Origin of the sequence: uncultured Sulfitobacter sp., assembly GCF_947500075.1 — a bacterium.
In the GTDB taxonomy this organism is placed as follows: domain Bacteria; phylum Pseudomonadota; class Alphaproteobacteria; order Rhodobacterales; family Rhodobacteraceae; genus Sulfitobacter.
This window is the reverse complement of the sequence record NZ_CANMQS010000005.1, coordinates 48,263-61,576: the sequence shown is the minus strand read 5'-3', so window position 1 is coordinate 61,576 and position 13,314 is coordinate 48,263. Positions and strand designations below refer to the sequence as shown.

Annotated in this window: 11 protein-coding genes and 1 tRNA gene; 6 read left to right on the top strand and 6 right to left on the bottom strand. The window is 60.4% G+C overall.

What is annotated here, in order from left to right:
* The first annotated feature begins 48 nt into the window (after nt 1-48).
* From Q1A91_RS16085 to Q1A91_RS16070, 4 genes are read left to right on the top strand one after another with little or no spacing between them, the layout of a single operon-like run.
* Nucleotides 49-1,650 carry an ABC transporter substrate-binding protein gene (locus tag Q1A91_RS16085; RefSeq protein ID WP_299879675.1) on the top strand — a complete coding sequence of 534 codons (1,602 nt, stop codon included), beginning with the start codon at nt 49-51 and terminating at the stop codon, nt 1,648-1,650.
* Between the two features lie 18 nt (nt 1,651-1,668).
* The gene (locus Q1A91_RS16080) at nt 1,669-2,625 is read left to right on the top strand and encodes an ABC transporter permease (protein ID WP_299879672.1); all 957 of its coding nucleotides are present in this window, start codon (nt 1,669-1,671) and stop codon (nt 2,623-2,625) included.
* A complete protein-coding gene (locus Q1A91_RS16075; RefSeq protein WP_299879670.1) occupies nt 2,622-3,437 on the top strand; it encodes an ABC transporter permease in 816 nt (271 codons plus the stop codon). Before Q1A91_RS16080 ends, Q1A91_RS16075 begins: the two co-directional genes overlap by 4 nt.
* The gene (locus tag Q1A91_RS16070) at nt 3,437-5,074 is read left to right on the top strand and encodes an ABC transporter ATP-binding protein (protein ID WP_299879668.1); all 1,638 of its coding nucleotides are present in this window, start codon (nt 3,437-3,439) and stop codon (nt 5,072-5,074) included. Before Q1A91_RS16075 ends, Q1A91_RS16070 begins: the two co-directional genes overlap by 1 nt.
* Here Q1A91_RS16070 and Q1A91_RS16065 read toward each other — a convergent pair.
* Entirely contained in the window at nt 5,071-5,577 is a 507-nt protein-coding gene (locus Q1A91_RS16065; RefSeq protein WP_299879665.1) for a hypothetical protein, read from the bottom strand. The two genes, Q1A91_RS16070 and Q1A91_RS16065, sit on opposite strands and share 4 nt — an antisense overlap.
* 143 nt (nt 5,578-5,720) lie before the next feature.
* Here Q1A91_RS16065 and Q1A91_RS16060 point away from each other — a divergent pair, with 143 nt between their 5' ends.
* Both Q1A91_RS16060 and Q1A91_RS16055 read left to right on the top strand, forming a co-directional pair.
* Nucleotides 5,721-6,680 (top strand): NAD(P)H-binding protein, encoded by a 960-nt coding sequence (locus Q1A91_RS16060; protein WP_299879662.1) that lies wholly within the window; start codon nt 5,721-5,723, stop codon nt 6,678-6,680.
* Nucleotides 6,681-6,741: 61 nt separating this feature from the next.
* Nucleotides 6,742-7,581, top strand: coding sequence for an alkaline phosphatase family protein (locus Q1A91_RS16055; RefSeq protein WP_299879659.1), 840 nt, complete (start codon nt 6,742-6,744; stop codon nt 7,579-7,581).
* 74 nt (nt 7,582-7,655) lie between these two features.
* On the opposite strand, the gene Q1A91_RS16050 is transcribed toward Q1A91_RS16055, so the two are convergent.
* The 5 genes from Q1A91_RS16050 to Q1A91_RS16030 all read right to left on the bottom strand — a co-directional run bounded on the left by Q1A91_RS16050 (nt 7,656) and on the right by Q1A91_RS16030 (nt 13,220).
* Nucleotides 7,656-8,588 (bottom strand): alpha/beta hydrolase, encoded by a 933-nt coding sequence (locus Q1A91_RS16050; RefSeq protein ID WP_299879657.1) that lies wholly within the window; start codon nt 8,586-8,588, stop codon nt 7,656-7,658.
* Nucleotides 8,585-10,462, bottom strand: coding sequence for an acyl-CoA synthetase (locus Q1A91_RS16045; protein WP_299880529.1), 1,878 nt, complete (start codon nt 10,460-10,462; stop codon nt 8,585-8,587). Before Q1A91_RS16045 ends, Q1A91_RS16050 begins: the two co-directional genes overlap by 4 nt.
* Before the next feature lie 191 nt (nt 10,463-10,653).
* On the bottom strand, nt 10,654-11,085 hold the full coding sequence (gene lysM, locus Q1A91_RS16040) for a peptidoglycan-binding protein LysM (protein ID WP_299879655.1): 432 nt from the start codon (nt 11,083-11,085) through the stop codon (nt 10,654-10,656).
* Between the two features lie 82 nt (nt 11,086-11,167).
* A complete protein-coding gene (locus Q1A91_RS16035) occupies nt 11,168-12,991 on the bottom strand; it encodes an ABC transporter transmembrane domain-containing protein (protein ID WP_299879653.1) in 1,824 nt (607 codons plus the stop codon).
* 155 nt (nt 12,992-13,146) lie between these two features.
* A tRNA-Gly gene (locus Q1A91_RS16030) sits at nt 13,147-13,220 on the bottom strand.
* Between the last annotated feature and the right edge of the window lie 94 nt (nt 13,221-13,314).

Below are 13,314 nucleotides of genomic sequence, written 5' to 3'. Positions count from 1 at the left end.
AACACGGCAAAGGCACGCCAAGTGCCAAGTTCCAAAGGGAGAACATCAATGAACGAACAACTCCAGTACCTGTCCAAGAAGGTGGCCGATGGCCATATGACCCGCCGCGAATTTGTCGGCCGTGCGGTCGCATTGGGCGTCACCGCTGCGGCGGCCAACATGATGGCCAGCCAGGCACAGGCCGATGGCCATGCCACCCCCAAACGCGGCGGCATGATGAAGATCGGCTCTTCGGGTGGTGAAAGCACGAACACACAGGATCCGGCACTGACCGCCTCCGAAGTGCCGCTGAACAACCTGCGCTCCTGGGGTGAGACGCTGGTTGAGGTGAACAAGGAAGGCGGGATCGAATTCCGCATGGCGGAAAGCGTCGAAGCCTCCGCCGATGCAAAACAGTGGGTTTTCAAGATCCGCAAAGGCGTGCCGTTCTCCAACGGCAAGGAAATGACCGCAGACGACGTGATGAAAACGATGGAGCGTCACTCCAACGAAGACAGCCAGTCCGGTGCTTTGGGCATCATGAAGGGCATCGCGGGCATGAAGGTGGACGGCGACAACTTCGTTGTCGATCTGGAAACACCCAACGCGGACCTGCCTTACCTGATGGCCGACTACCACCTGATGATCCAGCCCGGTGGCGGCATGGACAATCCAGGCGCCGGCATCGGCACCGGCCCCTACACCATCGAGATTGATGAGCCCGGTGTGCGTCACGCGTTCAAACGCCGCGAAGACTATTGGGACAGCGAAAACCGCGGCTGGGCCGATGAAGTCGAGCAGCTTGTGCTGAACGACGCCACCGCGCGGACCGCTGCCCTGCAATCGGGTCAGGTGCATGTGATCAACCGCGTTGATCCCAAGGTTGCTGCCCTGCTGGGTCGCGCGCCAAACCTGACGGTTGAATCCGTTGCGGGCCGTGGTCACTACGTCTTCATCATGCACATCGACACAGCGCCGTTTGACAACAACGAACTGCGTCTGGCGCTGAAATACGCGATCAACCGTGAGGAAATGGTCGACAAGATCCTGCGCGGCTACGGCTCCATCGGGAATGACATGCCGATCAACGCCTCCTACCCGCTGTTTGATGCAAGCATTCCACAGCGCGAGCATTCCATCGAGAAGGCCGCCGAGCACTACAAGAAGTCCGGCCATGATGGCTCCCCCATCATACTGCGCGTTGCCGATGGCGCCTTCCCCGGTGCGGTTGATGCGGCAGCTCTCTTCCAGCAGTCCGCGCAAGCCGCTGGTATTCCACTGGAAATCAAGCGCGAGCCAAACGACGGCTATTGGTCCGAAGTCTGGAACGTGCAGCCTTTCTGTGCCTCCTACTGGGGCGGTCGTCCGGTGCAGGACCAGATGTACTCCACCGCGTATCTGTCCACGGCAGACTGGAACGACACACGCTGGAAGCGGCCTGAGTTCGACGACATGCTCAACGCCGCCAAGGCAGAGCTGGATGAAGCCAAGCGCAAGGAAATCTATTCCAAGATGGGCCGGATGCTGCGCGAAGAAGGCGGCCTGATCCTGCCGATGTTCAACGACTTCGTGGCAGGTGTCTCCGACAAGATCGGTGGCTGGGAGAACGACCCGAACGGGCCGGTGATGAACAACTTCTCCCACGTGAAATGCTGGTTGAATGACGCCTAAGACAGGCGGATTGATCAGATGCACCCCATCCTGAAACTCGTTGCCCAGCGCTTGGCGCTGGGCATCCTTCTGCTTTTTGCAGCTTCCATCCTTATTTTCGGCGGCACGATGATGCTGCCCGGCGACGTGGCCCAGCAAATTCTTGGCCAGTCTGCAACGCCTCAGGCGCTTGAGAACCTGCGCGCAGAACTGGGTCTTAATGAACCACCGGTGAGCCGCTATTTCAGCTGGCTTGGTGGTATTCTCCAGGGCGATCTTGGCACCGCACTGACCAATGGTCGCGACATTGCCGAAAGCCTGTCGGGCCGTCTCAAAAACACGCTGTTCCTCGCCTTCTGGGCGGCCGTCATCTCGGTCCCGCTGGCGATTTTCCTCGGCCTGTTGGCCGTGCGCTACAAGGACCGCTGGCCCGACAAGCTGATCTCCGGGGTCACGCTGACCACCATCTCGATCCCTGAATTCATGATTGGTTACGTGCTGATCTACTGGATTTCGATCCAGTTGGGATGGTTCTCTTCCGTGGCGATCATCAATGATTCCATGAGCCTGGGACAGAAACTGAACGCGATTGCGATCCCTGTGATGGTGCTGACACTTGTGGTGCTGGCGCATATGATGCGCATGACCCGCGCCGCCATCCTGAACGTGATGCAATCGGCCTATATCGAAACCGCGGAGCTCAAGGGCATGGGGATGCTCAAGATCATCTCCAAACACGCCTTCCCCAACGCCATCGCGCCCATCGTCAACGTGGTGATGATCAATCTCGCTTATCTGGTGGTGGGCGTCGTCGTGGTCGAAGTGGTCTTCGCCTACCCCGGCATGGGGCAATACCTTGTGGACCACGTCACCAAGCGCGATGTGCCCGTGGTGCAGGCCTGTGGCCTGATCTTTGCGGCCGTTTACATCTGCCTGAACTTGATAGCTGACATCGTCTCTATCCTCGCCAACCCACGTCTGAGACATCCCAAATGAGAAATATCCCCCCCGCAGCCCTCTTCGGCCTGTTCTTCACCGGGCTTTATTTCCTCATGGCCATCTTTGCAGGCCTCATCGCCCCCTACGGCATGGCCGAAGTGGTTGGCGACGTCTGGGAACCACCTTCCAGCGAATTCCTGCTGGGCACGGACAGCATCGGTCGGGACCTGCTGACACGCCTGATCTACGGCGGACAGACAACGATCTTCATCGCCACAATGGCCACCCTGCTGAGTTTCACAACAGGTGCCACACTTGGCTTTTTCGCCGCCGTCACCGGGGGCTGGGTTGATCAGCTGATCAGCCGCTTTGTCGACCTGATCATGTCGATCCCCTCGCTGATCTTCGCACTGGTGGTCCTGTCGGTCATGCCCACAACGCTCACCATCCTGATCGTGTTGATGGGCCTTTTGGACAGCACCCGCGTCTACCGGTTGTCCCGCGCGGTCGCTGTGGACATCACGGTGATGGAATATGTCGAGGCCGCCCGTCTGCGGGGTGAGAAAACCGCCTGGATCATCTTCCGGGAAATCCTGCCCAACGCCCTTTCCCCGCTGGTCGCGGAGATGGGGCTGCGGTTCATCTTCATGGTGCTCTTCATCTCGACCCTGTCGTTCCTGGGCCTTGGCGTTCAGCCGCCGCAAGCAGACTGGGGCGGCATCGTGAAAGACAACAAGGAAGGCATCAACTACGGCATCGCCGCCGCGCTCTACCCTGCCTTCGCCATTGCGACGCTCTGCATCTCCATCAACCTCGTGGCGGACTGGATCCTGAACCGCACCACATCGCTCAAAGGGGGACGCGGCTGATGTCTGACACCTTGCTCAAGGTCCGTGGCCTCAAGATTGGTGCGACGATCTTCCCCCCCGGCGAACGGCCCCGCCCGATTGAGATTGTGCATGGTGTGGATTTCGATCTGGAAGCCGGCAAAGTGCTGGGCCTCATCGGGGAATCCGGCGCTGGCAAGTCCACCATCGGCCTTGCCGCCATGGCTTACGGCCGTGGCGGGGTTGAGATCACCGGTGGCGAAGTTACCGTCAGTGGTCGCGATATCCTCAAATCGGGCATGCGCGATGTGCGCAAACTGCGTGGAGGGGAAGTCACCTACGTCTCCCAATCCGCCGCCGCATCCTTCAACCCGGCCAAGCGGATCATGGAACAGGTGACCGAAGCCGCGATCCTGCAAGGTAAATTCTCCCGCAAGGAAGCCGAAGCACGCGCGGTGGAACTGTTCAAGAAACTCGGCCTGCCCGATCCCGAAAACATCGGCAACCGCTATCCGCATCAGGTCTCAGGCGGGCAATTGCAGCGCTGCATGACCGCACTTGCCCTCTGCCCGGAACCCGATCTGGTGGTGTTTGATGAGCCGACAACCGCGCTGGATGTGACCACGCAGATCGACGTGCTGGCCGCCATCAAGGAAGCGATCCGCGACACCGGCGTGGCGGCGATCTACATCACCCACGACCTCGCCGTCGTGGCGCAGGTCAGCGATCACATCATGGTGCTGCGCATGGGCAATACGGTCGAATACGGCACCACCGATCAGATCATCAACAACCCGCAGGAAGAGTACACGCAGGCGCTGGTGTCTGTCCGGTCCATCGCGCACGAAGAAAAAGTGCCGACGGACAATCCGCTGCTGCGGGTCGAAGGCATCACTGCCCGCTATCGCGGCACAGATTTCGATGTTCTGAAGGACGTGAATGTTGAACTTCATCCGGGGCAGACCCTTGCCATTGTGGGGGAATCGGGCTCAGGCAAGTCCACACTTGCGCGGGTGATCACCGGGCTGCTGCCGCCGTCACAGGGCAAGATCACCTTCGACGGACGCACCCTGACACCCGATCAGCCCAGCCGCCCCATCGACGATCTGCGCGAATTGCAGATGATCTACCAGATGGCCGACACCGCGATGAACCCGCGCCAGACCGTGGGCACGATCATTGGCCGCCCGCTGGAGTTCTACTTTGGTCTCAAAGGCAAAGCCAAACAGGAGCGCATTCAGGAGTTGCTGGATGAGATCGAACTGGGTGATGGCTTTCAGGACCGCTATCCAGCGGAACTGTCAGGCGGTCAGAAACAGCGTGTGTGTATCGCGCGCGCGCTGGCGGCAAAGCCCAAGCTGATCATCTGTGATGAGGTCACATCAGCCCTCGACCCGCTGGTGGCCGATGGCATTCTCAAACTGTTGTTGCAACTCCAGAAACGTGAGGACGTGTCATACCTCTTCATCACCCATGATCTGGCGACGGTGAAGGCCATCGCGGACAGCATTGCGGTGATGTATCAAGGTGCCGTCGTGCGGTACGGACCGAAATCGCAGGTTCTGTCACCACCTTTTGATGACTACACCGACCTGCTGCTCAGCTCTGTGCCAGAGATGAAACTGGGCTGGCTGGAAGAGGTCTTGGCGAACCGGAAAATGGAAAGCGCAGGGAATTAACTCTGCGCCCCATGCGCCGCGAAATGGCCTGCGAAGATCGTCCTGAGCTCTGCACTGTCGCGCATGCCCGTCACCACCTGCTGCACCTCGCCCGCGCCGTCAAACAGCACCAGCGTCACATGCGGGACATTGTGTTTGGCCTGAAAGGCAAAGCCCGCATCCTGTTTGATGTCCGCAATCAGGTACAGCATATCGCATTCGCCGAAGTCCCGCAGGGCGGCGCGGGCTTCTCCCTGCAAGGCGGTGCAGATCGTGCAGGTCGGGTCATGCACCTGCACGACCACGGGTTTGCCCTGCCCGATACGGGTCAGGTCATGTTCTGCCGCATAAGCCAGATACCAACCGCGCCCGACATACCCTGCCCCGCCCAAGGCCAGCACCCCAACCGCACCGCCCCCCGCCATCTTCAGGATGGCGCGGCGGTTCGGCACAGCAGCGGACACATCGGCTTGTTTCGCCACCTGCGCCTGTTTGCGCTTGTTGGTTCTGGATTTTTTGCTCATCTGGTCCCCCGGCCTTGATTTGCGGTGTTTCACCTTAACCGCCTGGCAACAGGGGCAAAGCAAACTGCCCATCACGTCCCCTCACATCCTTGCGAGCACAGCACCGCCGCCGTTAGAGTGAGGGACCAACAGTCAGGGTCCCGATGCGCGCAGCCACTCCCCAATCCGTCGTTCTGCTGGGGGCGACAGGCACCGCAGGACGCGCGGCAGCCATTGCCCTGAAAGAGGCAGGGCACACCGTCCTGGCCTATGGGCGGCGGGATCCGGGGATCGGGGGCGTTGCGTTCCATAGCGGGGAGATTGCCGATCCCGCCCCGCTGACGCAGGCGATGCGGGATCACAGGGCAACCGCCGTGGTCTCCTGCCTCGCCTCCCGGACCGGGGTGCCATCTGACGCATGGGCCATCGACCACCGCGCCAACAGCGCGGTTCTGGCCGCAGCGCAGGCTACCGGGGCGCGCCAGATGGTCCTGCTCTCCGCGATTTGCGTGCAGAAACCCCGGCTCGCCTTCCAGCACGCAAAGCGCGCCTTTGAAGAAGAACTGATGACCTCCGGTCTGACCTATTCGATCGTGCGTCCGACGGCCTTTTTCAAATCGCTCGCCGGGCAGGTCAAGCGGGTGCAATTGGGCAAACCGTACCTTCTGTTCGGCGACGGCCGACTGACAGCCTGCAAACCCATCAGTGATCGCGATCTGGGACGCTACATCAGCAACTGTCTCGATGATCCCGCCTTGCACAACCGCACCCTGCCCATCGGAGGCCCCGGCCCGGCACTCAGCCCCCGTGACATGGGCGACTACCTGTTTGAAGCGACAGGCAAACCGCCGAAGTTCCGGCATGTACCGCTTGGGCTTGTCAGCGGCATCGGCGGCGTGTTATCGGGCCTTGGGCGGATCAGCCCCAAGCTCGCCACCAAGGCGGAGCTTGCGCGGATCGGCCAGTATTACGCCAGCGAATCCATGCTGCTGTGGGACGAAGCGCGCCAGTGCTACGATGCCGATGCAACACCGGAATTCGGCGAAGACAGGCTGTTTGACTACTACGATGCGCTGATCTCTGGCCGGGCCGTCCTCGAACGCGGCGATCACGCGGTGTTCTGAGCATCTGGGGCCTTGCACTCCCCTTCATCCTCCCTCAGCGTGGCGGAAAAGGGAGGTGCATATGGACAAGAAACTGCTGCTGATCATTCTGGACGGCGTGCCCTATCGCAACTGGCGGCGTCTGTTCGGCAACCTCGAAGGCTGGGTCGATGCGGGTGATGCGCGTGTCTGGAAAATCCGGTCTGTGCTGCCGTCGATATCCGCCTCCTGCTATGCTTCCATCCACACCGGCGTTGTCCCGGCGGAGCACGGCTGCACCGGCAATGGCAATGTGTTCCGCCTCACACATCCGGATGTGTTTTCACAAGTGCGCCAGGGGGGCGGCGTCACCGGGGCTGTTGCGCATTCCTTCTGGTCGGAGTTCTTCAACCGCCACCCTTTCGATTTCGTCCGCGATGTCGAGTATGATGAGCCGGAGAGCGACACCATCAATCACGGCCGCTTTCACACGATGACGGGCTATGGTCAGGCCAACCAGATGACCCCGTCGGACGTGGACCTGTTCGGTACGCTGACGAACCTGTGTCTGCGGTTCGGGCTGAACTACGGCATGCTGCACACCTGCACGCTGGACAGCATGGGCCACCGCTTCTTCCACGAAAGCCAGGAAATGGATCACGCCTGTTTCGTGATGGATGAGATGCTGGCCCCCTTCATCCCCAAGTGGCGTGCTGCGGGATATGAAGTGATTGTGACGGCAGATCATGGACAGGACGCGCGCGGGCATCATGGCGGGCGTGATCCCTTGCAGCAGGAAGCGGCGCTTTATTATTTCGGCGATGCAGAGGGTCCGGCTGAGGATGTGGTGATTGACCAGTTGCAACTGGCCCCGACAATCCTGCACCGCCTTGGCGCGCCTGTCGCAGAGACCATGAAAGCAGGCAGCTTCCTTACTCCGTAGGGTGCGCCTTTACTGCGCACCGTGCTGACTTTTCCAACCGGGAAGGTGCGCAATAGATGCGCACCCTGCGGCCATCAATAGGGCCAGCGCCCCTGCCCCAAGGCATCCACCGCATCGACGATCTGATCAAAGAACGCCCCCGCCCGTACCGAGCAATGCCGCGCGCGCAGGCATCCATGCACCAGCCCCTTGCCGTTGATCCATTCCGCCTGCCCGCCCGCTGCGCGGACCGCGTCGCGGTAGGCCGGACCATTGCTGGCCAGCGGATCACATTCCACCGTCAGAATGACCGTCGACGGCAGGCCTGACAGATCCCTGTCTTGCAACGGAAAATAGCGCGGATCCCCTGCGGGCGGGTCCGCAACGCCAAAACGCAAGATCCTGTAAGCCACCACGTCAGCAGCTGTCAGTTCAGGGGCATGCGCGTGTTCTACGAAACTGCCCTTGTGCCTGTCTGCGCCAAGCTCGGGATAGATCAATACCTGCCCTATGACCCTTCCGTCAGGCCGCACTGCATGGGTTATGCCCGATGCCAGATTGCCGCCTGCACTGTCGCCCATCAACAGGATCGGCCCCGTAAATGCCGCGCGCACCCCGGTGTAGGCTGCAAGCGCATCGTTGTAGCACGCAGGGAACCGGTGCTCCGGTGCCAACGCATAGTCCACCGCCACAACCCGAAAACCCGTCCGCGCGCAAATCTCGGCGCAGACATCGTCGTGGCTCTCCAGCCCGCCCACGACAAACCCGCCGCCGTGGTAGTAGATCACCGTGATCTCCGAAGATTTTGCACCCTCATACAAGCGACACGGTACATTGCCATAGGCAAGATCACTGGCCCTCACTCCCTCGGGGCGCCCAGCATTAAACGCGTCGCACATGCGGTCATAAACCGCGCGCTGTTCGTCGATACTCAGCGATACAGTACCCGGCGGGTAGAAGGTCGCGGACCGCGCGATATACGCGCGGACCTCGTCATCGAGAAGTTGTTCGTAGTCCGCTTCGCTCACACAGCCTCCCAAGGGCGGGTGAAGGATCCAAGCACGGCGTTGACGTCCTGCTCAGAGGCACCGTTCATCACGATGCGCGCAACCAATCCGCGTTTCTTGTCTTCGATCACTTCTTCCACCCGTGCAGGCAGATCCGCTTTCGTCAGGGATCCGTCATAGATGCGAATGATCGCTTCCCGACGCAGGTCGGGTTTGAAGATTTTTCCGACGGCGGTTTTAGGCAATTCGTCCATGATGACCATGTGTTTGGGAAGGGCTGCACGTTCGGTGATGTGCTCCTTGCAGAAGGCCATCAGTTCGTCAGGAGTGGCAGATGCGCCTTCAACCAACTCAACATAGGCACATGGGACTTCGCCCGCGTGGGAATCTGGCTGACCAATGGCCCCGGCAAATCCGACCGCTTCGTGGCCCAGCAATGCCTCTTCGATCTCGGCAGGGTCAATGTTGTGGCCGCCTCGAATGATCAGATCCTTGGCGCGCCCCGTGATCCAAAGATATCCATCTTCATCAACACGGCCCAGATCGCCTGTGCGCAGGTGCGTATCGTTGTAGTAAAGCCCCTTGTTCTTGTCTTCCTCGGTATAGGTGTTCCCAACATAGACGCCGGGGTTGGCCACACAGATTTCACCGATCTCATCCACGCCCGCTTCGACGTCCCCGTCAGCGGAGCCTTTGACGATCTTGATGTCCGTATAGGGGAACGGGATACCGATGGAGCCGACCTTCTTGACGCCATCAATCGGGTTGCCTGACACAAGGCAGGTCGCCTCCGTCATGCCGTAGCCTTCGACAATGGTCATGCCGGTCGCATCTTCAAACCGTTTGAACAATTCCAGCGGCAGCGGTGCGGAGCCTGAGAAGGCCGTTTTGACAGAAGAGATGTCGGCATTGACCGGCACCTGCATGGTCGCCGCCAGCGCCGTGGGAACGGAGACGACGAACGTCACCTTGTAGCGTTCGACCAGTTTCCAGATGTTATCAAACACCCCCTCGCCCCGGTAGCCCTGCGGCGTGGGGAAAACAACATGCGCGCCAGAGGCCAGCGCCCCCATCACCATCACCTGACAGGCCATCACGTGGAAGAGCGGCAGCGGACACAGCAGGACGTCTTCCTCGCTCAGCAACGTCGTGGTGCCAACCCAGCCATTGTAGATCGACCCGGAATAGAGGTGCTGTGCGACTTTCGGCATCCCCGTGGTGCCACCGGTGTGGAAATAGAAGCCCACGCGGTCTTCCTGCACATCCTCGAAATCCAGCGTCGTTTTCTGCTTTGCGATCTCCGCGTTGAAATTCAGGTATTTGGCCTGATTGCCCACCTTCCCCTTGGGGCGAATGAACGGCACGATCCACGACTTGGGCGGTGTCAGATACCGCACCAGATCCACCTCAAGCACGGTATGCACGCCCGGCGCCATTTTCACGGCTTCGGCCGTCTTCTCAGCCACATCCGTTTTCGGGAACGGCCGCAGGGTGACAACCACCGACGCACCGGTTTCGCGAAGGATGGAAGCGATCTGATCCGCTTCAAGCAATGGGTTGATGGGATTGGCAATACCGGCCACGGCACCGCCCAACAGGGTCAGCAATGTCTCATTGCTGTTTGGCAGGACATAGGCCACCACATCCTTGGGTCCGATCCCAAGAGAGCGAAAAAGGTTCGCCGTCTGGGAAACCTTCTCATGCAGTTGCTTCCAGCTCAGCGTTTCTTTCTTGTCTGTCGCACCGGACAACAGCTGAAAACTCATCGCGTTTCGGTTTGGGAACTTTCCCGCCGTCTGGCTCAATTGGCCGTATAGCGTTACCGGTACATCCCGGTCCTTCCACGCCATTTCGCCTTCAATTGCATTGCGGTCGTCCAAACCGGCATATCCCATTGTCATCCTCCCCTGAGCGCCACTTTGCGGGCGTTGCTAAAATTAGCGCGCAGAATGCTTGGAATTCGCGCAATGCGCAAGCAAACCTGGTGGCGGAACCTTGCGTCAATTCCACGAAATCGCACCTGCGGGCCGCAAAAAGGGCGCGTACCGGTCTGGCACGCGCCCTGTTGTCACAAATTCAGGCGGTTTCAGGCCGCAGGAATGCGCAGCACCTGACCGGGATAGATCTTGTCCGGGTCAGACAGCATCGGCTTGTTGGCCTCAAAAATCTCCATGTACCGGGCACCGCTGCCCAGCGCCTTGGCTGATACGGCCCACAGGGTGTCGCCCTTTTCGACAGTGTGGAAGGTCGGCTCCCCGTCCCCGCCGGAAATGTCGTCTTCGACTTCGGCCACGCCTTCGACGTTGCCGACGGCAAGAATGACCTTCTCCCGCACTTCCTGACTTGCAGCGGAGCCGCTGATCTTGACCTTGTCCCCTTCCACAGAGATGTCGAGCCCTTCGGCATCGAGCCCGAGGTCTTTCAGTTCATCTTTTAATGCCGCACCACTGACTTCAGGCTCATCATCGCCGCCAAAGACCTTCTTGCCGGCACCTTTCACAAAACTCCACAAACCCATCACAATACTCCTTTTGATGTATTTCCGCTGGGGTCATGTTTGACGGCCCGCCCCCATCGCGCAAGGGGAAAACCCGCGAAAATCACTCCGCAGCGATACCGTCGGTGAACTGAAGCCGGGCCAGACGTGCGTAGAGACCGCCCTTTGCCACCAGTTCATCATGGGTTCCGATGGCCACGACGCGGCCTTCCTCCAGCACGACGATCCGGTCAGCTTTCTTCACAGTGGCCAGCCTATGGGCAACAATCAGTGTTGTGCGTCCCTTGCTCAGGTGGTCAACCGCCCCCTGCACGGCGCGTTCGCTTTCCGCATCCAGCGCGCTGGTCGCTTCATCCAGCAGCAGCACCGGCGCATCGCGCAGGATCGCGCGGGCAATGGCGATGCGCTGCTTTTGTCCGCCCGACAACATCACGCCGCGTTCGCCCAGAAAACTGTCATAGCCTTCGGGCAGCGCTGCAATGAACCCGTCCGCGGCGGCAGCCTTTGCCGCGGCCTCCACCTCGGCGTCGGTGGCATCGGGGCGGCCAAAGCGGATGTTTTCAGACGCAGATGTGGCAAAAATCACCGGGTCCTGCGGCACAAGCGCTATCGCCTGCCGGAAACGATCACGCGCCATCTCGCGCAGATCAATGCCATCCAGCATGATCTGACCAGACGCAGGGTCATAAAACCGCAGGATCAGTTGGATGATCGTTGTCTTGCCCGCACCGGACGGGCCGACAAACGCAACAGTCTCACCCGGATTGATGGTCAGATCGACGGCTTGCAAGGCTGGCGTATCGGGCCGCGCAGGATAGGTGAAATCGACCGCCTCAAAGGTAATTTGCCCGCGCACAGGCTCCGGCAGCGGCACCGCTTGGGCGGGGTCTTCGACAGCATCCTCGCTCTGCAACAGTTCCACCAGACGTTCCGTCGCCCCCGCAGCGCGCTGCAATTCGCCCCAGATTTCCGAGAGTGCGGCAACCGCGCCGGCAACCAGTACGGCATAGATCACGAATTGCACCAATGCGCCGGGGGTCATCGCCCCATTGCGCACGTCATGCGCCCCCACCCACAAGACGCCCACCACGCCCGCAAAAACGAGGAAGATCACAATCACTGTCATGGCGGCGCGCGTGCGAATGCGGCGACGTGCCACAAGGTAGGAGCTCTCGGTCATGTCGGCAAAAGCACCGCGGGTCACATCTTCATGTGTGAACGCCTGCACGGTTTGCACGGCACCCAGACTTTCTGACGCATTGCCGGAAGATGCCGCAATCCAGTCCTGATTTTCGCGGCTGATCACCCGCAAGCGCCGCCCCAGCGTCAGGATCGGCACGATCACGGCAGGCACAACCAGCAAGACCAACCCCGTCAGCTTGGCCGAGGTCAGCAGCATTAACACCAGCCCCCCCGCAAACACCAGAATGTTGCGCAGCGCGATGGAAACCGAAGAGCCGATGACCGACAGGATCAACGTGGTATCCGTGGTGATCCGGCTCAGCACTTCGCCAGTCATGATCCTTTCGTAAAACGCGGGGCTCATGCCGATCACCCGGTCAAACAAGGCGCGCCGGATGTCCGCCACAACCCGCTCTCCCAGCCGCGTGACAAGCGCATAACGCAGCCCGGTGCCCAGCGCCAACAGCGCGGCCACGCCGAAGGCAGCAAGAAAGTAGTAGTCCAGCAACGCCAGATCAGCCGCGCCGAAGTTATCCACCACCCGGCGCACCGCCAGCGGCAGGGTCAGTGACAACATCGCCGTCAGCACCAGCGCCAGCAGCGCCGCAGCCATCAACTTGCGATAGGGCAACACGAATGGCGCCAATGCGCGCAATGCGCCGATCTTTTTGGATTTGGCACGCTCTGGCTCCGCGGCGGAGCCGGGAGGTATCACAGGTGGTGTCGGTGTCGGAGTGCGAGCCATGCAACGTCCTTTTATTTCGTCGATTGGTCATGGCCCGCGGACACGCCGGGGTCAAGCGCCCCCGGTGTCGCATCCGAAAATTTGAACGTTGAACCAAAGGCAGAATGGCATTGGTCAGGTCGGGCTTATGCGCAGGCAATGCAGGATGGGATGTCTGGAGCGGGCGACGGGAATCGAACCCGTATCATCAGCTTGGAAGGCTGAGGTCTTACCATTACACAACGCCCGCTTACTCCGATGGGGTGTATTTCAGCGATCCCACATCGTCAAGCGAGCACTACCAAAAACACCCCGCGCCTTTGCCATTACCGGACCCCGGTTCG